The organism is Microcoleus sp. MON2_D5, assembly GCF_036701905.1.
Taxonomy (GTDB): domain Bacteria; phylum Cyanobacteriota; class Cyanobacteriia; order Cyanobacteriales; family Microcoleaceae; genus Microcoleus.
This window is the reverse complement of sequence record NZ_JAUBRM010000078.1, coordinates 1-23,273: the sequence shown is the minus strand read 5'-3', so window position 1 is coordinate 23,273 and position 23,273 is coordinate 1. Positions and strand designations below refer to the sequence as shown.

Genomic DNA, 23,273 nt, shown 5'->3' with positions numbered 1-23,273 from the left:
AACTTAAGTAAATATAAGAAAATATAAGTAATCAAAACCTCGATCGCACCCCCGCCCGGAGTTGCAGTAAATACGCTAAATGCACTCCAACAGCCGATCGAACAGTGTATTAAATGTATTTAATCCGTATTCAGTCCCAGATTGTCAGGAGCTATGGGCGATCGGGCTAAAAGTCAAATAAAGTCAAATAAAGTCAAAATAAATCAATTCAACGCAATCCTTACCGACTTACCGAGGATTAGTTAGGCGATCAATACTGGTCAGCGACAAACCCCGAGCGCCCATAATTTCTCCGTGGTTAGCACCGAAAAATCGCACAGCGACAATATGCTTATTTATGTTCATTTATGCAAAATTTATGCAAATTTTACGTTTTTAACTCTGGTTGCCTCCTCAGTCCGAGGACGGAAGAGGCAGCCAGTGACAGCACCGAGGGGCGATCGGGGGTAAATTTTTGTTAGTTTTCGTTAGTTTTTGTTAGTTTTTTATTACTAAATATGAGCAAATATTAATAAATATTAGTTTTGCCCACCCTTTCTTCCTAGGACGATCGAACTAAACCCAATGGCGTCGGCAGTACCGACATCACCCGATCGCCTCGATTCCACTTACAAAGGTGTTACCAACTTGGTAACACCCGGCGGAGCCAAATCGGTCATAGTCATTTTTAAACGACGGACACAGCCGCAAATTTAGATTTTAGATATTGGATTTCCGCCTGGAACCGGAGAACCCATAAGCCGCTCAAACCGGGCAAATTCTGCCACAGCCAGTGACTGGTAGCCGATCGATCGTCGGCTACCGCACCCTATTGAACCAGCGCTTTGAACGCTATCCGTTCGGATTCGGCCAAGCTGTTCCAAACTTTCTGGCGATCGGCAGCACCGGAGTTGCAGACTTCTTTCAGCGAACTCAAGGCGGATTTCGCCGTCTCTGCGTCGTTGCTTGCGATCGCCTGCTGGACAATCTCGACCAAATTTTGTTCGTCTTCTGTTAAATTCCGAAGCGCGGTAAACGCTTGCCAGTTCCTAATCCCAGCGACTTCGGCTAACTCAGATTCGGTAATTTCCTGATTGACGATCGACTCTTGGATATACTCAGCGATCGCCTTAGCAGTAGCCGGAGACTGGTATCCAAGCGCCTCCCCAATGCGTCGGGCATAATCTTGCAGCAACAGCAGATTTGACTGTGACGACCCCGTTGACGGCGTGATCGGCGGGACTGTTGGTAATGCTGGTGCTGTTTCCGGTTCCGGGGAGGTGACAGATTCAGTGGGTTTCTGTGAGGGCAACTGAGGGATAGTGTGAGGAATAGCGTGAGGGGTCAAATCCTTGTCTGATAGGAATTCGAGGGCAACATCCCCTTTCTCAACTTTCTCGCTACAGAAATTTGAGATTTTCTCATCAGCCAAATTTTTCTCAGCCAAATTTGAAAAATCATTAAAAATATTTTCTGACTTTTCAATTTTGCCCTCACTGCCCTGTGATTCCTGATTACCAACGGTTTCATCCCTCATGGTATCCCTCACAGTATCCTGACTATCCCTCACAGACTCATTTATTATTTTGCCTGTGACTGGTGAAGGAATATCGTCATCATCCCCGTCCCGCCTGATTCTCAGCCCTCGAAAATATGAACGCCCACTGCTGCCTTTTTCCCGAGCTACACCATCAAGTTTTATTTGGTTAATGACCAAATCATCTAGGAGATTTACGAAGCGGCGAACGGCGACAGACCGAGAGCCTGAATTTTTGCTGTACTCGCAATAACTGGCGTAGAGCCAAGTATTGATATTTAAGTAGCTAGTTTGCGAGTCGTGGTCTTTGTCTGGTAGAGCTAGCCCAACCTGAACGCGAGTCGTTGGGTCGTGTACAACGCAATAATTGAGCCAATCTGCGATCGGATTAATGTCGAGTAACGTTTCTGACTTTTGTTGGTTCAGAATTGGTACAGATTCCTCAGTATCCTTTAACAGCCATTCCATCTCCTTATCGCTCATCTGCATTACCAGATTGAAAAGACCAGGCAGATAAGCAGCAAATTCACCTGTGACTCGATCACCTTTAATCTCGATCAGGTTTTTCTGTTGCCCGACTGGGATGCGATTCTTGAATGGGATGGTGATGCGGCGACGTTCAAGCCCACTGGTATAGTCAGCGCTCTGAACTATCTCGTTACAGGTCAGGATGACTTTACCAGGGAAAACAAAACCTTGCGTACTCTGCACAAATTTAGCTTCATTAGGAATTGTGTCAGAACCCGTCATTGCCTTGAGAACTGTTACGTTGCCTGCGTAGCGTTCAGAGTCATTGATGACTGCTAACCGTTTATTCCAGAGGCAAGCAGTCTCAAATCGTGACCCTTCTAGTTTTGCAAGTGTCGTTGTGTGAGTGTTTTCCGTACCCGTTAATGCTTGCGCTAGTCGAGTAGCGGTACTTTTCCCACTTCCACCGGGCCCTACTAATTCTAAAAATCTGTGTATGTCTGTCCGGCCCGTGACGATCGAGCGCAAGAAAGCAATTAGTAGTCGCGCCGTCTGTTTGTCTCCTGTTGCCGATAACAACCAATCAGTTATTGGCTGGCAAGTTGCAAGAGGTATATAGTCATAGGGCAAAGTCCAAGTTAAATGATGCCCTGGACTGTGTTTGGAAAAATCTCCGGTGAGGTAGTTGTAAACACCATTCTTGAGAGGAATTAAACCTGGTGTCTCCTCATCCCAACGCTTGGCAGCTAAGAAGCTCTGCAAAAATTTCATCACACCAGAAACAAAGCCATGGGTGTAGCTCCTGACTTCTAGCGGTTCTGCTTCTAACGCTTCTGCTATGTCAATTTGATCCGCTGCTATTGCTTCTGCAATTTGAGCTTGACGCTGTGCAACCGCCTTATGTCCAGCAATTTGGTCTAACTCGGCAATTACTACAGATTTAACAATTTCTTCCGGTTCCTCACCCCAAATACCCTCATTATTTGCTTCGTAGCGCATCCATTTTTGAGCCTGAATATGCCACGCAAGCTTAACGCGGTATTTCTCAGCTATCTCTTTGGCTAGAGTATTTTCTCCCCATTTAATCCCAAAGTCTTTCTCTTTTTTCTTGCCTTTGCCTTTGGTTTTGGAACCATTAGCTTTTTTGCGATCACTCGATTGAGTGGCTTGCACCCTTGCTTCAAGGCTTTTTAACCATGCTGAGTATGGGACAGCATTATCCATAATTTCTTTGACCTTTTCGGGGCCGTGGTTTGCCCACACGTCATCCATACCCTTAGATTCCAACTCTACCGGGATTATGACAACAGACACTACGCAACCCTTCTTTTTTAGAACTGTTGCGAGTGCCTTGAGTGCGCGTCGGATGTCGGGATTGGTTGCCAAGTCAGCATCAAAAACTATTCTAATTGGCCGTCCTTCCACTGCTAAAATTTCAAGATTCTTGACAAGATTCTTACCGCCCTTCTGCAACCCCATCGTTACGCCACAAAGTGCAAGCGCCGCATAATCCAGCCCTACCAGACATCCTGCTTTTTTGGGGCCCTCAATTAATTCGACGGGGTGAGATGGATCATCTATGACTCGCGGCCAAAAATCTTTATCTGGGTGCGGAAGTGCGATCGCGTCGTAGGGCTTATCCTTCCTTGTGAGATACTTTGAGCCGTCCTCATCCTCTGGCGACATCATGACAGGTTCATCAGGTTTGAATTGCCCGACATCGCTAAGCTGCATCGTGCTTAGATCAATGCTCGATACCCACCAACCGAGAGCGTGTTTGTCAAGATATTTTTTCCAGTTGATACGCTGCGCTATAACCGTGCGATCATTTAAGCTTTGAACAGCGAGACGGACGATCGCCTCTGGTACGCCTGAGCCTTCAACCCATTCTGCTAGGTGCGCGGGAGAAATCTTGGTCAGTTGAGGTAGAGGTAATTGTGCCACCACTACAGCACCCCTCTCAATCTCGCCTTCGGTATGGGCTTGATGTTCCGGCGTCAGGGATTTTGTATCAATGCTGCATAGCGTTCTCAATCCTTCCAACTCCGGCGTGGATTGCGCGGTATGAAGTCCTTGGCTTTCTTGTGTAGGTTGTGTGGTGCTCATTACGCCAACCCCCCGATCGCTCCAAAGGTGGTTTCAAACAATCCCCGGTTATGTTGCGTGTTTTGTGGGGATTGTGGTAGAATTGAGTTATCACAAGGCTTTGCGGGCGGTTGAAAACTATGGGTAGCGTCAAAATTCAGAATTTGCGCGATCGAACCGCTACAGATGGCGGGGGCACTGCTACAGACAGCGGGGAGGCCGTTACGAACCCCAAAAACAGCCCAAAACCAGGGCTGTATTCTTTTTTCGATTTGTGTCATTATGAGAAGGTAATCGGCGCTCTTAACGAAGCCGAGTTGTGAAGGTGAATTAACTTTTGTCGTCTCTCTGCCAAGTTCGATCGACAAAAGTTAAAAGTCTATTTAAAATAACCCAAGAAGCGCTAGAAGCTCAGGCTACTCGCGCTTCTTCGTGTTTTTGTGCCTGTATTTTTGCTCCGTTTTTTGCGCGTTCTTCAATTAGTTCGCAATGCCTTTCTAGATGCCTGATATAAAGCTTTAAAGCTTCATTCATAAAGCCAGAACGAGATTGCGATATATACTCGGCGTATATATCGCAATTAGCAATTACTTCTGGCTGTAGCCAAACTCCGACTTTGACCTTGTTCGGATTGTAAAGCATATAGTTGGTTTGGTAGCAATACTCGAAGTATAGCACCCGAAAACTATATGCGATCGCACGTCTCAAACTAATTTCCAAACCATCGCTTGAGCGATTAGCTCAAAATAGTGCAGTAGGTGTCTTATGCCAAGGTTAATCAAAACCCTACACGCTAAACGCTGAGAAGTGTTGGCGGTTTACGGGTTCATCACTTAGATGCTGTGTAGCATATAGTTTTTGGGGAGGCATTCGATCGAGCAAACTTCTTACAATATTACAGAATTACTGTAAAAGTTACAGTAATTTGGTTGCTCCTGACAATGCCTGATACCCCTTGACACCCCCTGACAGACTATGACCGACTTCTTAAGAAAACTAAAGTACAAGTCGCGTACTCGCGAACTATTTTTCAAGTTTTCCTAGAGTTTTCTAAGGTTTCTTAGAATCAGCGTTTGATTTTCTTTGCCTCACCACTAGACTTTTTCGCGATTGCGGGTATTTCTCGCGAGTGCGACTATTTCTCGCGAGTGCGACTATTTCTCGCGAGTGCGGGTCGGCAGGGCGATTGACCGCCCAACCCCAACTCCCCAAGAGCGATCACTTCAATTTTGCCCGCCACCGTTGCCTCGGTTTCGGAGTTGGTTGTTGAGGTACTGCCAGAGGTCGCGGATTTCTGTTTGAATGATTCGCATTTGCTCGCGCCATTCGTTGTGCTGCCGAGAAACCAACCTCAACGCTTCTTGATGGCTCTGGATTGCTGAAGCTAACCCCTCAAAACGTTGGATCAGTCGGTCTATTGCAATTGTGTTTGCTTGGGTTTGAACTTCTAGCCGCCCGATCGCCTCGCTGTTTGCCTGCTGCTGCATGGCAATCCGGTCAACGCGATCAGTCAGTCGGTCAATGGCGGTTGTGTTTGCCTGCTGCTGAATGGCTGTGGCTGCAAGAATTGCTTCTATTCGGTCTAGCCGATCATTGGAACTGTTCATTTTGTTTCTTTATTCAATAGTTGATGCTCTTGTGTGCCCCTTTTGTGGCTCTTTCAAGTCTTCTATTTTTTGCTTTGTCGCTTAGCTGTTGGCAGGACGGGTTCTGTTTTGGATGCGGGCTGCGAGTCGGCAAGGCGATCGGCTAACGCTTCAGCTTTTAGCCGCACTTTTGCCCCGCTTGGCTTTTGTTGCTGCTGCGGTTGTTTCGGTTCGGGCGGGCTGGGGTTGTGTGGGTTGTGGGTCGGCGGAGCGATCGGGTCGATCAGGAGTAGAGCGTTCTTGATAAGCCTGCCGAACAATCATCTCTATCAAATTTGAGAGAGTGCGGCTTTCTGATTGCGCCCATACCTCTAAACCGTCCTTAAGACTTGGCTCACAAGTAAATGTAATTTTCGCTTTTTTAGTAACTCCCATAAGCTCCGAAGATATTAGATATCTTCAGTAAACCTCAGAAGCTGTCCTCAAGGGGAATTCTCGGATAGCTTCAGAAGATATTTGACAGCTTCGGAAGCTAGCTGCTATATTAACACCTATCGATAGGAATCGTTTCTATCGATAAATATCGTTTCTGAGGCAGACTAAACTATGAAACCCGAAAGCCTTGCTGTAATTGACATTGAGTGCGAGCCAATCGATACATCTGAGCCGGAGACGGAGGAAAACTGGTACACGGCACAGCAGATGATGAGCCTTCTCAAGCTGAGCAAGGCCGACCTGCAAAAATCGATTTCCAAGCTCCAGAGCATCTACGGATTGAATCTCGCTACCTTGCGCCGTGGAGCTGCACGGGCGACCGAATACTCGCAATTGGCTCTAGATGCCGCTAAGTTATTGAATGCTGGCAAGCTTACCCAGTTGCGCCAATTGGTAGAGAAAGCACCCGCAGCACCAGCACTCCCGACAGCAACCGCGATTGTGTTTGTGGAACAACACCACCAAATCGCCCAAACAGCTTCAACTGTTGCCGATGATAACCTGAGCCAAATTGCTTCCTTTAAGTCTGGGTTGCTAAAGAACTACCGCGAACTGGGACGGGCGGTAGGCAAGCAGGCAGCAGCAGAATTAAGGCTTGGCTTTACTGAAGAAGTTAAGGCAGCGCTTGCTGATTTACAGGAGTCTTAAGAATGACTTATTTCAAAGTGAAAATCCGACGGGAATGCAACACCACCAGAACATTTAACGTTACAGCTAGCAAATCTCAGGAGGCTTTACTAGCTGCTGCATTACAGCTAAGAGATGAGGGGGTAGCTGATGCAAAAGGCATTGAAGTATTGGGGCAAATTAACAGTTTGAGGGATTGATTAATATGGTACGAATCATCAATGGCGTAGTGTTTGAAGATGGCCAACCCGGCAAACGGGTTATCAATACGAACGGTGGGAACTATGTCGAGAAAATCGAAGGTGATTTTATTGCTGGCACAGTTATCAACCATAAGCCATCGCCAACTCCAACACGCAAGGATTTGTCGAAAGACGGTGAGGATGCAATTGACGTGAAATCTGAGGAGGTTTAGCGATGAACGACGATGACAAAGACTTCGACAAAAATGTAACCAAAATAATGGTTGGCGGTGCGCTTGTGGCTGGCACTCTAATTTTTGCAGTCGGCTACGATACTGGCTATCAGTCTGGAGCAAAAAGAGTCCCGGAGCCGACAATTATTCACGGCAACCTGACAATCATCAACAACAGCAACAACCATAGTTCAAGCCAGCCGACTGCCCTAGATAAGTAATCGACTGGCCTGCAAGCAATCTCCCCCCGTTAAAAGGGGGAGATTTCAAACACCGTACAAGGTATCTAAGGAGAATTTTACTATGGATTTTGGCCGAGATAACAGCAGCATAGCGATAAAGAATCCCGCAGCCGGACACAGCCCATACATTGACGAAAAAGCGGGAGACTGGGCCGACACAGAAGCCGACATCCTCTCTTACTTAAGCGACGTTAACAAACTGGAAGCGATGGCGGACAAAGCTGCCAACTCCGAACAGCTTGCCTTAGTTTTAGAACCATTCCTTGACAACGCTGAAACCTATCTGGAGTCCTTGGGGAAAATTGCTGACGGTCAGGTCAAGTGGACTGAAATTAGGAAAAAATTCGGTTCCAAAGTTGCCAATGCCATTGCCAAAATTCGCAAACTAAATGCGGAGTTTGGCTCGGAGATGGAGCAACTAGATGCCCGCGACCGCGCAGCAATGCTGAAAATCGAGACTGGGCGACAGCACGGACTAGCCGAGATTGCTTCTGAGCTTGTGGGCGATTTACAGGCGGAATTATGGCGTCACGAGAACAAGATGGAAGCCATCGCAAATCGGGGTGAAGTTGCAGAGAAAAGGCAAACAATTCAAGAATCGCTCAAGGAAAAACGCCAAAACTTACTCAAGCGGGCAACAGTTGGGTCAGACAAAGGAACTCAAGAAAAAATCCCAGTTGTCATCGGATCAGGCAATCTCTCCAATGGTGTCTCCGCGACTGGTACACCCAGAGGATTTGGCGGCTGGTTTGCGAACGTAATGAACTTCAACAACCGTTAAACAAAAGGGGACTTATGCACGAATTCATCGGGGCCAGTCCCCTTTCCTTTGTGGGAGGGGGCATTCAGCAGCAACAACAACAGCAATATCAGCAAGTTACAGCACCAACAATTGACCAACCGCAGCCAGAAGAAACCAATGCCGAACGTCACTACCGGGATGCTGCTAATTTCTGCGAAGTCGTAGCACCCACAGCTATTGGTTCAGCAGTGGTTTTCGCCTTCCATACCATGCAAGTCGCAGGCGGGTCGGTGTTTGCAATTGGCCTCTATCAAATCTATTTAGCAGCCAAGATTACCGGGCAATCGCAGCATCGCCTATCTACCGCAATTGTTGGCGGTGGTGTAACACTCGGCATGATTGCTAGCCTTGCCGAACCAGTCACCGAATCCCAACAAGCAAGCGATGCAAAAATACGTCTGGAGACAGGAATTAAAGAACTCCAGACTGCGAAAAACCCTAGTCCCAACTACTTTGATTACTTGCCATCAATTGCGCTTGTAGCTATCGTTTTTTGCTTATTTTTCAAGTTCAAAGGAGCAAACAAATAATGTCGCCACTGACAGCCAAACACGCTCAATTGCTTAAATCTAACCGTGCGTTGTTGCTGACCTTTGAAAGCTTCCCAATTGCGGGTAAGTTGTCGGCTGTGGCTCTAGCGCTTGTACTGGGAGTGTATGGGGGCATCAATGCGCTGAGAGGAACGGCCAGCGACATGGTGCAGGTCTGTATCCGTAACAAACAATCACTGCAATGCGCTGACAAGGCAGGCAAGCCCTACATCATGACCAAGTACCACGCAGAACAGTGGAAGGCTAACGGTATCCCCGGTGAGGTGGTTTTTCACAGCACAATCCCTGCAACCAATCCACACAAAGCGCTATGGATGGCGCTTGCTGCTGGTAGCTTTAGTGTTGCAGGTGTTGGGTTGCGAAGCTTGCAGGATTCCGAACGCCAGCTTGCAAGTTATGAAGCCATCGCAGAGAAGCGCGACTTGGCAAAAGGTCAACTCAATGCTCGTACTGAACTGCTTGAAGATTATCGCAGTATGGCGGTCAAGGAAGTTCAAGTGCAAGGCGAATTAGAAGCTGTGGCCAATGATTGTGCTGTGGCTCTGAGGCAGTGTGAAGTTCTGGGCGAAGCCGATGTGAGGATTGCTCAAATGGATGCTGACGAAGCCGTTTTTGAGGCAGAAGTTGCGGGTCTGCCAGAGGACAAAAAGCGCGAATATATGGACTTTTTGCGGAAGCAGAAAACTCCTTTCCTGCTAACTGGGACACAAACACTCGACAGCATCAACTATCCCGGCGACAAGGTTGAATCGGCAACAGCACCAGCAATTCAATCACCCAAAACCCCCGGAGAACAGCTCTTAGATGACTTAGCATATTCCGACAAGTCAATGATTCTTGCAGGGTCTACCGGGGCGGGTAAAAGTCATACTCTAAGCGCTTGGTTAGATTCGCTTTATTACCAAGCTAGAAAGAAAGCACAAGTTGCATCGGTATGGATTCTGGGGCGAAAGAACGATAGCTTTTGTGGGCTGCGAAAAGCGGGAAAGCTGACCATTTTTAACTCGATAGACCCAACGAAAGCCTACAAATTAATCGAAAATTTCCACAAGAATTTCTTAGCTAGACTTGACAACATATCAGAAGCTGACCGCAAACATTTGCCCCCGTTACGGTTGATTTTAGAGGATTGGTCATCAATCGTTCTGACGCTTAGAAAGGCTTACAAAGCTCTTTGGGCAAAGATTGAATTAATGTTGCTCGACATTATTACAGTCGGTCGAGATTACAATGTTTGCCTTCTGGTGTTAGCTCAGTCGCTAAACCTTGAAGCGCTTGGATTGGTGGGAGACGCGAACTTGCGGGCAAACATGGCGATTGTAGCCCAGGGGCTTTTGGTGAAAACTGAAGACGGCAAAACTAAGGGCGATTATCTGCTGGTTGAGTTGTCGATTAAGAACCAGTACATCGTCTCCGATAATGCTCAAAGGGCAACGCTTTTAGCAAAAGTTAATGAGTTAATGCCTGAATCTGAGGCGAAACAGATTCCCATTTTCTTCACTACTCTGGGGAATGGGAACGTCGGTCTGCTACCTTATATCGAGAAGGCTATTATCAAACTTACGCCAGAAGAAAGAAGCGAATCCTTAGCTTTTGATGTTGAGAAATTTAGGCAGTATTTGATTCAGCGAGAGCAAGGAACGACCACTCAAACAACTCAAACAATAGATGCCGAAACCCGTCAAAGACCACACCTCTCTGACTCTGAATACTTGCAACGGGTATACGATTTAGAGTTCGATTTGGGCCATAAAAAGCCGTCCGATAGTCCGACAGAGGATTCCCCAGAGGATTCCCCAGAGGAAGTGTCCGACTATGACAACGGACAGCCAGAACCTTTGTCAGATAAGCTGTCCGGCGAAGTGTCCGGCTTCGTGTGGACTGTCCGACGGTTTGGTCAGATGTTCCCTAGCCTGGCTCCTGAGCAATTATTTGTGTCCGTGTCTGACGCTGCTTTATCGGGTGCAAATATACGCCACATTATCAAGTCAGTCTTGAAATGCGGTGAGAAAAACGACCATCCAACTCGCAGTTATTCACGGCACGGAAAGACGCTGCTCAAGTGGCTGATTGAGAATTACGATGATGGGGAGATTTCGCAGTTACCAAAAATTCAAGAGTTTCTAAGGAGTAGCAACGATGCTCAGTAAGTTATTGCGGCTCGTGCCGGACTTTATTCTTGACCCAATTTATGACGCAATTTTTGCTGAGTTTGTGAGACGGGGAAACATCATCCTGGAAGAAGACGGCTGGAACAACGACGACAGAAACTAACCCGCCCCAACTCATTAGCGCACAACTAACACCCAACTCATTAGCGCACAACTAACAAGAGAGCGAGCAAGCATGAAATTAAAGAAAGGCGAGCAGATTCACATCTCAAATTGGATAATGAAAAATCACAGCCAATCTCCGAATTCTGGCTTTGTATCGAGCAATAAAAAAGAGGAGCCAGAATCAAAAATTATTGAATATCCCGGTGCTTGGCTCGTGGTAGCTCCTGCGTCGGTAGCTTTCGATAATGAAGTGTGCGAATGCTGCCAACGCATATATAGATTCAATCATCTTGGCGCTCGTGCTCAGTGTGAATGCCGAGGGGAAGAGCAATGAATACTTACTTAATTTCGGTGCGACCGACTTGGGCGGATGCCTTCTTCAACACCCACAACCCAAAGTCGATCGAACTCAGAAAAGGAAGTTTTGGCGCATCTCTAAAACCGGGCGATAGGATTGCAATTTATGCCACCTTGCCCACTGCGGAAGTATTGGGCATTGTCCAAGTGGTGAAGCGCGAATCTCTAACAGTCGATCAACTGTGGCGCGAATCTAGACAAGGCAAACTGGCAAAAGTATCGCGGGCTCAATTTGATGCTTACTATGCGAATCAGCAATCAGGTGTTGGTGTTTGGGTTGACAATGCCAAACTCTTTCCCAGTCCGATCGCCCTCCCCCGACTTCGCCAGAACTGGGGGCACCGCTGGCAACCGCCGCAGCAGATCGTGCAACTAAACCATGAACAGATGACAGCACTGAACATCGCCCGCTGAACATCGACACCACAACCGAGCGCTACGGTGTTAGAGAGGATCTAACGAACAAAACCAGCTAGTAATAGGAGCCAAATGAAAAAAATACAACCTCAGCCATATTTTCATATACCACGATTACATCGTGACTATTTTTGTCGATGGGGCGTGGGAATTGATTTGCTCAAAGTATTACTTCCGAATCGAAGACACTGCCGCCAATTCCGCTTTGGCAGAGGCAGCCGCCAAGGCAAAGATCGATCAATACTCCTGATGCGCGATCGGCAGCAAGAGCGAGAGCAAAAACAGTGAAACAACAAAATGGAGACATACAACATCAGCGACATCTTTATATATCATGGCTACTTCGCCGCTGCCTTCACTGATGGCTCGTGGCAGGTGATGTGCCCGCAATATCGCTGCATTGTACTTGGGAAAACTCTCGACGCACGATCGGGAGTAGCAGTGGCGAAAGCAAGGATTGATATCTGGGTCGATCGGGTAAAAAAGCAACAGCAAGAGCAAGGGTAAAGTAGATGCAGATGCCAGTTGTCAGGTCGGGCGATCATAAGCTTTTGCATCTTTCAATTATAAAATTGCGAGTGCTTTAGCAAGGAAGACACAAGCTAACAACGCCCAGGCACACTGCCTACCAACAGATAATCGGTTTGATGCAGACGTTACTTGCGGCAGGTGATAGGCACTGCTAGCCTACTTTTATACCCTACGCTAGAGCAGTAAGCCTTTACCTTCCTTTCCTAGCTATGAGCAACGACGCAATCGCACTTTATGAACCAATCAACCTTCTGAAACAGGTTGACGAAGATCTTTGGATCGTAGATGGTTCCATCGTGCAGATGGCAATGTATGGAGCAAAAGTGCCCTTCCCAACCCGAATGACGATTGTGCGACTGAGCACTGGTGACCTATGGTGCCATTCACCAACAGAATTGACTCCAGAACTGAAAGCTCAAATTGACTCCCTCGGTTCACTGCGCCACCTCATTTCGCCCAACAAAATTCATTACGCCCATATCGGTGCTTGGACTAGCGCCTATCCAGAAGCTATAGCATGGGCATCTCCAGGTGTTCGCCAGCGTGCCGCGCAGCAGAAAATTGCAGTCGATTTTGATGCTGACTTGGAAGATGAACCACCACATGAGTGGGTAGCAGACCTAGACCAATTAATCTTTCGTGGCGGTCGATTTATGGAAGAAGTCGTCTTTTTCCACCGCAAGAGCGCCACTCTTATCCTTGCCGATCTCATCGAAAACTTTGAACTAAATAAAGTGAGTCAGCAGTTGCATTGGCTACTTAAATTAGGGGGTGTTGCTGATCCGGATGGAAAACTCCCATTGGATTTGCGAATGACATTTCTCGGGAAAAAGGAACAGGCACGTAGCTGCTTACAGCGAATACTTCAGTGGAACCCTGAAAAAGTTATCCTATCCCACGGTCGTTGGTATGAGAATAACGGTACTGCTGAGTTACGGCGTGCTTTTCGCTGGCTTGAATAATGTTTAGACGACAGCAAGCTATCCAACGATAACAAATTCGACACCCTCGGACACTCTAAATATTCTGGGGAGCCGTGCTTAGAAAGACTGTTTTTCTTTAAGTCTGATGTTGTTGCCTATGCTGCCGAACTAGACAAGGAACTAAAACCCTATGGGAAGGATTGAGCTACCCACCAACCCAACCGATCGCCCAAGTTCCCAACGGTTATACTGCACTAATTGGGGCAAAGACTCATTGCCAATTACCAATTGCAAATTACCCATCGTGAAAAAAACCTCCGACATCGCCGGGGGCTTTTTGTTTGGGGGAGATCGGGCGATCGACCTTCTAATCTTCTGTTGCTTCCAAAATTTCCCTAAGCTTGGTCATAGTATTTTTGGGTAGCTTGGTGTCTTTTGGCAGGAGCGTCCTAAAGAAGTTCATGACTTCGCCAGCTTTATCGGATAAGTCGATCACTGGTGCTGAATTCTGTTCGACTTCATCCAATCGTTTTTGCAGGTCGGAAAGTTGGGCCTCGACTTGCTGGCGATCGGCTGTCACTTCCTCTAATTGTTGGTTAGCGGTGGCTAGATTTTGTTGGAGTTCGGAGAGTTGTGATCGCAATTCTGTGAGAACCTCCACCTTATCCCAATGCTCCTCCTCAATATCTTTACGATCGCTGCGTTCTATCTCTAATTGCTCCTTCAAGCTTTGCACCTTAAGCCATAAGTCCCCGATCCGCTCATGAAACTTTAACAGTTCCCGGTCTTGCTCTTCTAGTTGTCGCGTCCTTGATCCCAATTCTTTATTCTTAGCCTCTAATTCTTGCCTGAGTGATGGTGGTGGCGATGAGTCACTCAGGCGCTCAACTTTTCCAGGCGTTCCTCGATCACTGCGAACTTCTCTGCAAACAATGGTTCTGTCTGACGTTGGACAATTTCTGTAATACGCGCCTCTAACGAGCTGTCTGACAAGCTTTGTCTTACGTCAGACGACTGTTGTCTGGCTTCTGCGGGTGCGGGTAAGACAACAGAGCCATCATTTAGCGCCTCGATGCCCGCCCGCATAATGTCGATCAAAGTCTTAGAGCGATCGCACCCGTGTTTAGTATTAGCCGCCGGATAACGCTCTTTCCCTAGATTGTCGATCGCCTCCAGCACTTCGTCTGGACAGCGAAAAGTTAACGATGTTGACGCCATTGTCTTACCTCGGTCATATATGTATGACGCCATTGTATAACATCAGTCGCTGTTTGTAGGACATATAAGCAAAACTCTGTCATACGTTTGTTTGTCATACACCCTGCTTATGTCTAACATATTAGTCTTACAACCGCTCCACAATCGTCTAACGAATTGCTACTATGTAAGACATAAGGGTAAGACACTTCAAACAAACCCATACACGGCAACCACTACAGCCACATCACACCACAGGAAAAACCATGCAATTACTCGCCGCCAAATTCAACCAAATCGCTACAGCAATCGAAACGACTAACGCCCAGATTGCAGCCTTACAAGCCAAGCTCAGCGAACTCCAAGAACACCAGCAGCAACTACAATCAGTCGAGCAAGCTTGCCAGTCCGCTCTCTCCCAAGTTGACACAGCGCTGATGATGTTGCACCACGTCGATCCGACTGAAATCGCTACATTCAAAGATGCACTTGTAGTCAAGTTTGCCACCGACGCGATCGGCATTCTTGAGCCAGCCGCCACTACGCCATCCGAAGCGATCGAGCCGGAACCAACAGCGCCGACAGCACCGGAACCAGCCGCGCCAGATGTTGAGCCAGCAATTGATGTCGAAGCCACAGATACCACAGACACGCCGATCGTCCCGACACCGACAACAACAGCAGCCGACATCGAGGGACTGCTTAATAAAATGACTATCCAGAATATCCGCAAGCTGGCCTCCGCCAAGAAAGTTAGCGGAAATGGTACACGAGCGGCAATCGCCGGGAGACTCAAGGCGATCGTCACACAGGCTGATATCTGGAATGCGACGGCATAACTCAGACAGGGTGTAAGACCATAACCTCACATCGTCCGTCTTACACCTGCCTTACATTAGTCTTACCTATGTCTAACAACTTTGTCTTACTACCTCTTGACATAAGTCTTACAAACGGAGATAATGTAAGACATACAGGTAAGACAAAGCTTACCCAAAAACAACCGCCGGCCCGAAGTTTGGACGCCAAAGGCCGGCGGAATTAGCCCAACGAAGGACTCCCATGATTTTAACCGAAACTGCTACCGCCACGACGATCGACGATTCTGCACCCGCCGCCTTTACCTGTGCAGAGTGTCCGTTTGCCAGACTGATCGAAGATAACCGCTATTGTTGCCAAGTCTCCCAAACCGCAAGCGATGTAAAACGGGGCCACTGGGAGGCGACAGTATCCTGCTTTGAGGCACTTGCCCAAGCCAAAGCCGAAGCAGAAGCCGCACTTGCAGAAGCTGCCACCGAAGTAGCAACGCCGATCGCCCAAACCGACGCAACACACACAACCGAAAAAACTTCGATCGCCCAAGCAACACCCGCAGCCATCCCCGCGCCTACAAAACCCGCAGCCGCACCAACGACACCAACAGCGATCGGCCGCGGGCGGATTGAGCCGATCTCCGCAAAAAAACTTCTGCCGCTGATTGTCCCAATTAGTCGCATCAGTTCGGATATATCAGTCAGCAACTTCGATCGAAACGAGCTCGAAATTTTAGGGGAGTTGAGCTTGGTACTGGGCGGCTTCCTGGTTCCTCCGGTACTGGTTCGGCATAGTGGCGGATATAAGGTTGTGTCCGGTCATCTTCAGTATCACGCGGCAGTGCTGGTAAAGCAGCTAAATCCGAAGGCCGGCGAAAACATCCCGGCGATCGTGCTTGAATCTGAAAATCAAGCGACAGCCTCAGCCATGCTCAAGATGTTGAAGTTCGCGGCCTAGATGCCGTAGCCCCATCCAAAAAAGGACGGGGCCCCTTTTTGTCCTAGTGTTATCGCAAAGAACTAAGCCCATGAACAACAGCAACGACGACCTCGAATCCCTTATCCGCTCTGCTAGCCCGGATGGCCACAGAAGCGAATTGATTCCTGTCACCATTACCCCTGAGATGGCAAAAGGATACCTCTCTTTTGGAGTGGAACAGGAACGGGAGATTGATCAGGCTGTGATTGACGATTACGCGCTTTCAATGCAGGACGGGGAGTGGAAAGCTGGCTCGATACTGATTTTCTCGGAGAATTACAAAATCATTGATGGCTATTACCGACTAGCGGCGGTTGCCCAGTCAGGAGTGCCAGTGGAATTTTATCTGGTCAGGGGAGTGCCTCTCAATCTCTAATCCCAGTTGCCCCATCTCCTAAAAATCGGGATGGGGCCCCTTTTTGTCCTAGTGTTATCGGAAATTACGATTATCAATACCGTAAAATGAATCAATCTGAACTTTCTAGCCATCACCTCGAAACCTCTCTCAGTGCCAAAATTGAGAGGTGCTTTGCCCCCCTCCTTGACGAAGACCCCGACGTGCTCCAACAACTTCTGGCAGATAAGCGCTCGCTCAATACCAAGCGGGCCTATGAAAAAGATGTAACCGACTTTTTCCAGACCATGACGGGAAAGCCACCCAGTCGCGACAGTGTGCTGGAATTCCTGCACCTTGAAGAGCGGCAGGCTGTGGCGGTGGTATTGAAATATAAAGCTAAGCTCATCAGCGGTGAGGGGCGGAAAGCGCCACTTAAAGAAGCCACAGTTAACCGGCGACTGGCAGCGCTCAAGTCTCTGATCGAGATGGGCAGAAAAATGGGTACCTGCTGTTTCAGTTTGGAAGATATCAAGGGAGAGAAAGCCCAAAAATATCGCGATACGGCTGGGATTGATACCCGTGCCTTTGAGCGGATTTTGGGTCAGTGCGATCGGGCGACTGTCTCAGGCAAGCGAGATTATGCTCTGCTTAGACTGCTGTGGGGCAATGCTCTGAGACGGAATGAGGTATCGCAGCTTAATGTGAGCGATTTCGATCCGGGCGCGGCTACTCTAAGAATTTTGGGCAAAGGGCGCGGCACTCAGTCTGAGATTGTAGATTTGGGCCCTGGTACTGTGCAGGCGATCGCCGACTGGCTCGATGCTCGCGGTGGGAATAGCGCCCCGAAAGCCCCTTTATTTACTTCCCTAGATTTTGCTCACTCTGGACATAGGCTCACCGGCGACGGCATCCGCAAGATTGTTGTTCGGCACAGTCAGGGCGCAGGTATTAAAAAGCAGATGTCTCCTCACCGGATAAGGCATAGCGCCATTACTGCCGCCCTCGATGCTACGGATGGGAATGTGCGAAAAGTTCAGAAACTCAGCAGGCACAAGAATTTGAATACATTAATGATCTATGACGACAACCGGGGTCGCGACCAACAGGATGTTACCGACCTGCTTGATGGAATGTTTTGAGCGATCAAACGGTTGCCATGTGAACAGTTGTATACTTGGCTTCAATAAAAAGCGAACGCATTAATTGAGAGCCAAGTAAAAGTCAAATAGGTATCTTTAAAATCACAAACTTGTTTACGAAAAAAAGTAGCGAATTAAGTAGAATCAAAAAATGAGTAGTGGATTTTCTTTCTGGCTTTGTTATACCAAATTACTGGTTTGTGATCCAGATAAAAACTCCTGTCGGTGGAATTTAGTCTATTGCTCATTTCCTGCAAAAGCCTGGTTTCATTTACTAGGGTTTCAAAATGAACAATTAAAAATAATTGCTATTTTTAATTTTCATCCTATGAATTGTTGTGCAATCGCAGAGATTGATGAACCTGAACAGCTTAAAGCCTCAACAAAGGTTTTAATGGTTGGAGATGATTGGTTAAATTTTAGTTTGGCAGCGAAAACGTTTAGGTTCAAATCTACTTTTGTTGCATATTATGGATTTGACGTAGAAACCGCAATGCAAATCGCAGCTAACAAACAAGTGGATATAATTGTAGTCAATACAGCTTATTCGGGTCAATACAATGATACGCAAGTGAATGGGGTGAAGATTGCCAAAATGTTAAAACTCAACCCGGAAACCGCACAAATTCCCGTTATTTTAAAACTGTGCGGTCAACTCATGGTAGGCGATCGGGAGAGATACTTATGCGAAAGTGGTGCTGATGATGCCATTCGGCTAGAGCCTGCTAATTGGGAGTTTCTTATCGAAAAAATAAAATATAACCTCTCTGTGAACTATTGCAGTCCAAACACAACAATTAATTTAGAAAGCAGAGTTAGCGGTTCCCAGCCAGTTAAAATACAAAGAGAAAAAGAATCAGTATTAGACTTTATAGCCTTGAAAGTGTTACAGATTTATTTGTGGATAGGCGTTGTAATTGTTTATTTTTATTCTTTTATCTTACGCCGCTACAAATCATTTAGGAAATGATGTAAATTAACTTGTTTAATTTTAATTATTGAGGGGTTAATATTTGTCACGCGCTGAATCGGCGAGCCCCGATTCACTTGCTCAACAAAACTTTGGGCCATGCGTCGGTTGCCACAACCTCGAAATACTTACACGCTAAGCCGAATGATTCCAGCGGTTTGTATCTGGCGACTTGATGGGCGATCGGCGTGGCTGTGGCTCAACAATAAAATCTACACATATTAAAATTTGTTGTTTGTTGGGTTTTTTTTTGGTGGGGCCTTGTCTATTCAGGGGTCTAATTTCATAGCGATCGAGCTTCATCACATTGCGTTGCTTTTTAATGATTTGTAGCACGTTTCCTAGCTTCTGATGCTTTGACATCATAACCGGAGTTAGGATTAGCTTGGTGCAGTTGCATTAACAGGTCGATGTAAAATTTGTATCGTTCCTGCAGTGTAAAAATGTATAACCTGCGAAGTTCTGGGTTGGTATTTTTGGTGCGGAGGTTTTCGATGATTTTGATAGAGGATTCAATGTCATTGAGGGCTTCGGTAAGATTGTTTTGGGCGCGTTTGACAGAAGCCATGTTGGAAAGGGTGAGAGCTTCCCCCCTGCCATCGTCTACTGCCCGAAATAGGAGAAGCGACTGACCTAAATACTCTAGCGCTTTCTGCTTTTCTCCCAAATCACTGTAAACTCTGCCAAGACTGAGGAGGCTAAGTGCTTGCCCTTCTTTGTTGCTCGCTTTTCTATACAGCTTTAATGCTTCTTCCCATTTGACAATCGCACTTCTTCTTGACTCCCCCATTCCTTGATTGTAGAGTTGTACTCCTTCTTCATATACTTTTCGGGCAGCGTTGCTACTGTTAGTTTGTGCTGTTTGTACGGTTTTGCCAACTGGCACGGCCGCTGCTACTGGCTGACTTAATTGAACCGAAAGTGCGATTGACATAACGGTCAAAACCCATTGAGTGCGATCGAACATAGCCACCCCTTTTGTATTTTTGTCAATCTTACTCACTAGCTCGCTTAGGGTAAAGGCAGGAAAAAGTGATATTATGTCCGCTATATCATTTCCACTCGCCTTGCAACGTAAAAGCAGCCCAATAATAGGGAGATTTCCATTTTTCCTGCTGCATCATTTCCATCTGCGCCGCCCTCAAAGCTGCCGCCGGCGCTAACTTTTGTTCCTGCATTTTTTGATAAAACTTTTGCATTAACACAGCAGTTCCTTCATCATCCACACTCCACAAACTCACCGCCACCCGCTGCGCCCCTGCATACATAAAACCCCGTGTTAATCCCACCATTCCTTCGCCTTTAACATTCTGTCCCATTCCCGTCTGACAAGCACTTAAAACTACTAAATTTGCCGCCAGTTTCAAGTTAAAAATATCCGTGAGGCGCAAAAAACCATTGACAAGATTGCCCTTTTCATCTACCGTAGACATCAGAATTCCTGACAGTTCGGGATTTTTGCTGTTAGCCATGCCGTGGGTGGCGAAGTGAACGATTTGATAATTAGCTAAACTGCCGTCGGTGGCGGTAGTGCGATTGGCATCAAAATCAATCTTTTGACTGCTAGAAGCTGAGGGGAATAAGCTAGATATTGTTTGGGCTTCTTGGCGGCTAAATGGTAGGCGTTCGGGTGGCCATCCCCGATTAGAAGCACGAAGCGATTGATTTAAACCGAGGTTGTTTGCTTCTAATTTTTCTGTTGTTGCTTGGGTAAGTTGTCCTTTAACTCTTTCATCGTCTGGACTGAAAACAGGGTCTGCTAAAATTGCTAAAGTTTGCCCCGGCGGTTTTCTATCTCCGTAATTTTGCCTGAGAATGGCGAGACTTGAGGCGGAAGGCAGGGTAATAATTTCATGTTCGGCAATTAAGGGAACATTGGTATTTTGGCCCCGAGTTTGGGGAATAGTTAAAGCCGAAAAAGGGGTATAGTGCAGCACGCCGTCGGGAACAATTAATAAGCGTTTGTTTCCTAATTGGGCTGCTGCGATCTGTAAAATTAATTGACCCAGATTGGCACTCGCTTCGGCAACTTGTTGGGGAATATCTCTTTGGATTGGGCTAGTTGCTGCGTCTCGGAAATTGCGGGCTGCTGTTTCAATGTCTGCGCGTTTTGGCAATTCATAGCTGGTTAGTCCTGTTGATGTCACAACCCACAAATAACTGCGGTCTGGGCCGAGGGAATATTGCAATAAAATCGTGTTTTCATCGAGAATCTGTTTCTGAATTTCTGGCAGTGTTAAAGGTTGGGGCTGGGTGAGGGCAGCGTAGCGGGGGCTAGCGGTACGAATCTTGGCTTGAATTTGTTGATATTGTTCCAAAAGTGCGAGCCGCTGTTTGTCGATTTCAGTGATTTTAGTTGCGTTGGGATTGGGGCTGCTGATTGCTTCGATGCGCTGCTTTTCAATGGCATCGAGTTGCTGTTGCAGGCTCTTTTCTTGTTGCAGTAAGTTGGAGTCAATGCCTTCCCGAATGTTGGCGTTACTTTCTTGGAGAAGTTCAAGGAGACTGCGGGCCCTCGAACGTTCGCTGGCTTCTAAGGCTTTTGTATCATAACCGGATTTAGGATTAGTTTTATGCAATTGCATTAACAAATCGATGTAGAATTCGTAGTAGTCCTGGACTGTGGCAAAGTATGAGCTGCGGAGTTCGGGGCTGGCTATTTTGGTGCGGAGATTTTCGATGATTTTGAGAGAGGATTCAATGTCGTTGAGGGCTTCGGTAAGATTGTTTTGATTGCGTTTAACATAAGCTATGTGGAAAAGGGTGCTCGCTTCCCCGCCACGATCGCCTGTTGCCCGACTGAGGGGAAGCGACTGGCTGTGATACTCTAAGGCTTTCTGTTTTTCTCCCAAATCTAAGTAGACTCTGCCGATGTTATTGAGGGTGACAGCTTCCCCACCGCGATCGCCTACTGCCCGAAACAGGGGAAGCGACTGATTGTAACACCCTAGCGCTTTCTGATTTTCTTTCCAAAATTGGTAGATACTGCAGATATTGTTGACGGTGCGAGCTTCCCCACCGCGATCGCCTAATGCCCATCTCAGGGGAAGGGACTGGCTGTAATATATTAGGGCTTTCTGTTTTTCTCCCAAATCTGAGTAGACAGTGCCGATATTGTTGAGGGTGCTAGCTTCCACGCCACGATCGCCTGTTGCCCGACTCAGGGGAAGGGACTGGTTGTAATACTCTAGGGCTTTCTGTTTTTCTCCCAAATCTAAGTAGACACTGCCGATGTTGTTGAGGGTGCTAGCTTCCACGCCACGATCGCCCACTGCGCGAATCAGGGGAAGGGACTGGCTGAAATACTCTAAGGCTTTCTGTTTTTCTCCCAAATCTGAGTAGACAGTGCCGATATTGTTGAGAGTGCTAGCTTCCACGCCACGATTGCCTGTTGCCCGACTGAGGGGAAGCGACTGGCTGTAATACTCTAGGGCTTTCTGTTTTTCTCCCAAATCTGAGTAGACAGTGCCGATGTTGTTGAGGGTGGTAGCTTCCCCACCACGATTGCCTGTTGCCCGGCTGAGGGGAAGCGACTGGCTGTAATACTCTAGAGCTTTCTGTTTTTCTCCCAAACCTGTGTAGATAGTGCCGATATCGTTAAGGGTGGTAGCTTCCCCACCGCGATCGCCTACTGCCCGTCTCAGGGGAAGCGACTGGCTGTAATACTCTAGAGCTTTCTGTTTTTCTCCCAATGCTAAGTAGACTCTGCCGATGTTATTGAGGGTGACAGCTTCCCAACCGCGATCGCCTACTGCCCGAAACAGGGGAAGCGACTGACTGTAATACTCTAGAGCCTTCTGGTTCTCTCCCAATTCTGAGTAAATTCTGCCGATGTTGATGAGGGTGTTCGCTTCCCCACCACGATCACCTAGGGCCCGACTCAGGGGAAGGGACTGGCTGTAATACTCTAGAGCTTTCTGATTCTCTCCCAAATCTGAGTAGATTGTGCCGATGCTGCGGATGATGACAGGTTCCCAGCGACGATCGCCCGCCGCTCGATACATTTTTAATGCTTCTTCTAATTTGACGATCGCACTTCTTTTTGCTTGGGCCGTTCCTTGCTCGTACAGTTGTAGTCCTTCGTTTAATACTTTGGCAGCCTCGCTAATGTTAGTTTGTGCGGTTGGTACGGCGTTGCTAACATATACGGCTACTGCCACTGGCTGACTTAACTGAACCGAAAGCGCGATCGACATACCAGCCAAAAACCATTGAGTGCGATCGAACATAGCCACCCCTTTTGTATTTTTGTCAATATTAATCACTAGCTTGCTTAGCGTAAAGACAGGAAGAAGTAAGGTCGATTGCACCTTGGCGCAACCAGCAAATATTCAATGTAGCGGCAAGGGTTGGGGGCTGGCCGTCAGAAAATTACCGCTGATTTAGCTTTGTATGTTCTCCCCCTAGGCTGGAGAATATAACAAAGCTGATAAAGTACCAGAAAAGCACCGCATCAAACCAACGAAACTATCTATGACAATTGGCAAGCTTGAACTCATCATCAAAATTAACGAACTACCGAACAACGTAGAGACTAACAAAGACAAC

At 47.3% G+C, this 23,273-nt stretch carries 26 protein-coding genes; 17 read left to right on the top strand and 9 right to left on the bottom strand.

Going from position 1 to position 23,273, the window contains the following annotated elements:
• Positions 1-808: 808 nt before the first annotated feature.
• A complete protein-coding gene (locus QUA47_RS23840) occupies positions 809-4,090 on the bottom strand; it encodes a DUF3854 domain-containing protein (RefSeq protein ID WP_333432583.1) in 3,282 nt (1,093 codons plus the stop codon).
• A 119-nt stretch (positions 4,091-4,209) separates the two neighbouring features.
• On the opposite strand from QUA47_RS23840, the gene QUA47_RS23835 reads away from it, so the two are divergent.
• A complete protein-coding gene (locus QUA47_RS23835; protein WP_333432582.1) occupies positions 4,210-4,392 on the top strand; it encodes a hypothetical protein in 183 nt (60 codons plus the stop codon).
• Between the two features lie 88 nt (positions 4,393-4,480).
• Here the strand turns inward: QUA47_RS23835 and QUA47_RS23830 are convergent, their stop codons facing one another.
• The 3 genes from QUA47_RS23830 to QUA47_RS23820 form a co-directional block, all read right to left on the bottom strand.
• Positions 4,481-4,789 carry a hypothetical protein gene (locus QUA47_RS23830; RefSeq protein ID WP_333432581.1) on the bottom strand — a complete coding sequence of 103 codons (309 nt, stop codon included), beginning with the start codon at positions 4,787-4,789 and terminating at the stop codon, positions 4,481-4,483.
• Between the two features lie 503 nt (positions 4,790-5,292).
• Entirely contained in the window at positions 5,293-5,676 is a 384-nt protein-coding gene (locus QUA47_RS23825; protein ID WP_333432580.1) for a hypothetical protein, read from the bottom strand.
• A 150-nt stretch (positions 5,677-5,826) separates the two neighbouring features.
• Positions 5,827-6,090 carry a ribbon-helix-helix domain-containing protein gene (locus QUA47_RS23820; protein WP_333432579.1) on the bottom strand — a complete coding sequence of 88 codons (264 nt, stop codon included), beginning with the start codon at positions 6,088-6,090 and terminating at the stop codon, positions 5,827-5,829.
• A 171-nt stretch (positions 6,091-6,261) separates the two neighbouring features.
• Between QUA47_RS23820 and QUA47_RS23815 the strand changes: the two genes are divergently transcribed.
• The 11 genes from QUA47_RS23815 (at position 6,262) to QUA47_RS23765 (ending at position 13,330) form a co-directional block, all read left to right on the top strand.
• Complete coding sequence (locus QUA47_RS23815) at positions 6,262-6,798, top strand: hypothetical protein (protein WP_333432578.1); 537 nt, start codon at positions 6,262-6,264, stop codon at positions 6,796-6,798.
• Between the two features lie 2 nt (positions 6,799-6,800).
• Entirely contained in the window at positions 6,801-6,977 is a 177-nt protein-coding gene (locus QUA47_RS23810; protein ID WP_333432577.1) for a hypothetical protein, read from the top strand.
• A 5-nt stretch (positions 6,978-6,982) separates the two neighbouring features.
• Complete coding sequence (locus QUA47_RS23805) at positions 6,983-7,192, top strand: hypothetical protein (RefSeq protein ID WP_333432576.1); 210 nt, start codon at positions 6,983-6,985, stop codon at positions 7,190-7,192.
• Positions 7,193-7,194: 2 nt separating this feature from the next.
• Positions 7,195-7,413 carry a hypothetical protein gene (locus QUA47_RS23800; protein WP_333432575.1) on the top strand — a complete coding sequence of 73 codons (219 nt, stop codon included), beginning with the start codon at positions 7,195-7,197 and terminating at the stop codon, positions 7,411-7,413.
• An 82-nt stretch (positions 7,414-7,495) separates the two neighbouring features.
• A complete protein-coding gene (locus tag QUA47_RS23795) occupies positions 7,496-8,215 on the top strand; it encodes a hypothetical protein (RefSeq protein ID WP_333432574.1) in 720 nt (239 codons plus the stop codon).
• 14 nt (positions 8,216-8,229) lie between these two features.
• The gene (locus QUA47_RS23790) at positions 8,230-8,766 is read left to right on the top strand and encodes a hypothetical protein (RefSeq protein ID WP_333432573.1); all 537 of its coding nucleotides are present in this window, start codon (positions 8,230-8,232) and stop codon (positions 8,764-8,766) included.
• On the top strand, positions 8,766-10,937 hold the full coding sequence (locus QUA47_RS23785) for a hypothetical protein (protein WP_333432572.1): 2,172 nt from the start codon (positions 8,766-8,768) through the stop codon (positions 10,935-10,937). Before QUA47_RS23790 ends, QUA47_RS23785 begins: the two co-directional genes overlap by 1 nt.
• Positions 10,927-11,061 carry a hypothetical protein gene (locus QUA47_RS23780; protein WP_333078826.1) on the top strand — a complete coding sequence of 45 codons (135 nt, stop codon included), beginning with the start codon at positions 10,927-10,929 and terminating at the stop codon, positions 11,059-11,061. Before QUA47_RS23785 ends, QUA47_RS23780 begins: the two co-directional genes overlap by 11 nt.
• Positions 11,062-11,393: 332 nt before the next feature.
• A complete protein-coding gene (locus tag QUA47_RS23775; protein ID WP_333432571.1) occupies positions 11,394-11,834 on the top strand; it encodes a hypothetical protein in 441 nt (146 codons plus the stop codon).
• A 300-nt stretch (positions 11,835-12,134) separates the two neighbouring features.
• Positions 12,135-12,344, top strand: coding sequence for a hypothetical protein (locus QUA47_RS23770; protein ID WP_333432570.1), 210 nt, complete (start codon positions 12,135-12,137; stop codon positions 12,342-12,344).
• Between the two features lie 233 nt (positions 12,345-12,577).
• Positions 12,578-13,330, top strand: a complete 753-nt coding sequence (locus QUA47_RS23765) for a DUF4336 domain-containing protein (protein WP_333432569.1) — start codon at positions 12,578-12,580, stop codon at positions 13,328-13,330.
• A gap of 328 nt (positions 13,331-13,658) precedes the next feature.
• Here QUA47_RS23765 and QUA47_RS23760 read toward each other — a convergent pair whose 3' ends face one another.
• The gene (locus QUA47_RS23760) at positions 13,659-14,111 is read right to left on the bottom strand and encodes a hypothetical protein (RefSeq protein WP_333432568.1); all 453 of its coding nucleotides are present in this window, start codon (positions 14,109-14,111) and stop codon (positions 13,659-13,661) included.
• Positions 14,112-14,167: 56 nt separating this feature from the next.
• Positions 14,168-14,509 carry a hypothetical protein gene (locus QUA47_RS23755; RefSeq protein ID WP_333432567.1) on the bottom strand — a complete coding sequence of 114 codons (342 nt, stop codon included), beginning with the start codon at positions 14,507-14,509 and terminating at the stop codon, positions 14,168-14,170.
• Positions 14,510-14,754: 245 nt separating this feature from the next.
• Between QUA47_RS23755 and QUA47_RS23750 the strand changes: the two genes are divergently transcribed.
• The 5 genes from QUA47_RS23750 (at position 14,755) to QUA47_RS23730 (ending at position 18,725) form a co-directional block, all read left to right on the top strand.
• A complete protein-coding gene (locus QUA47_RS23750; RefSeq protein ID WP_333432566.1) occupies positions 14,755-15,327 on the top strand; it encodes a hypothetical protein in 573 nt (190 codons plus the stop codon).
• Between the two features lie 223 nt (positions 15,328-15,550).
• Positions 15,551-16,258, top strand: a complete 708-nt coding sequence (locus tag QUA47_RS23745; protein WP_333432565.1) for a hypothetical protein — start codon at positions 15,551-15,553, stop codon at positions 16,256-16,258.
• A gap of 70 nt (positions 16,259-16,328) precedes the next feature.
• Positions 16,329-16,655, top strand: coding sequence for a hypothetical protein (locus tag QUA47_RS23740; RefSeq protein WP_333432564.1), 327 nt, complete (start codon positions 16,329-16,331; stop codon positions 16,653-16,655).
• A gap of 86 nt (positions 16,656-16,741) precedes the next feature.
• Entirely contained in the window at positions 16,742-17,755 is a 1,014-nt protein-coding gene (locus QUA47_RS23735; protein ID WP_333432563.1) for a tyrosine-type recombinase/integrase, read from the top strand.
• Positions 17,756-17,906: 151 nt separating this feature from the next.
• Positions 17,907-18,725, top strand: coding sequence for a hypothetical protein (locus QUA47_RS23730; protein WP_333432562.1), 819 nt, complete (start codon positions 17,907-17,909; stop codon positions 18,723-18,725).
• 135 nt (positions 18,726-18,860) lie between these two features.
• Here QUA47_RS23730 and QUA47_RS23725 read toward each other — a convergent pair whose 3' ends face one another.
• The 3 genes from QUA47_RS23725 to QUA47_RS23715 are packed head-to-tail and all read right to left on the bottom strand — an operon-like array spanning position 18,861 to position 22,954.
• On the bottom strand, positions 18,861-19,061 hold the full coding sequence (locus tag QUA47_RS23725) for a hypothetical protein (RefSeq protein WP_333432561.1): 201 nt from the start codon (positions 19,059-19,061) through the stop codon (positions 18,861-18,863).
• Positions 19,045-19,728: a tetratricopeptide repeat protein gene (locus QUA47_RS23720; RefSeq protein ID WP_333432560.1), complete on the bottom strand. Its 684-nt coding sequence runs from the start codon at positions 19,726-19,728 to the stop codon at positions 19,045-19,047. Before QUA47_RS23720 ends, QUA47_RS23725 begins: the two co-directional genes overlap by 17 nt.
• Positions 19,729-19,777: 49 nt before the next feature.
• A complete protein-coding gene (locus QUA47_RS23715) occupies positions 19,778-22,954 on the bottom strand; it encodes a CHAT domain-containing protein (protein ID WP_445302545.1) in 3,177 nt (1,058 codons plus the stop codon).
• Positions 22,955-23,273: the final 319 nt, after the last annotated feature.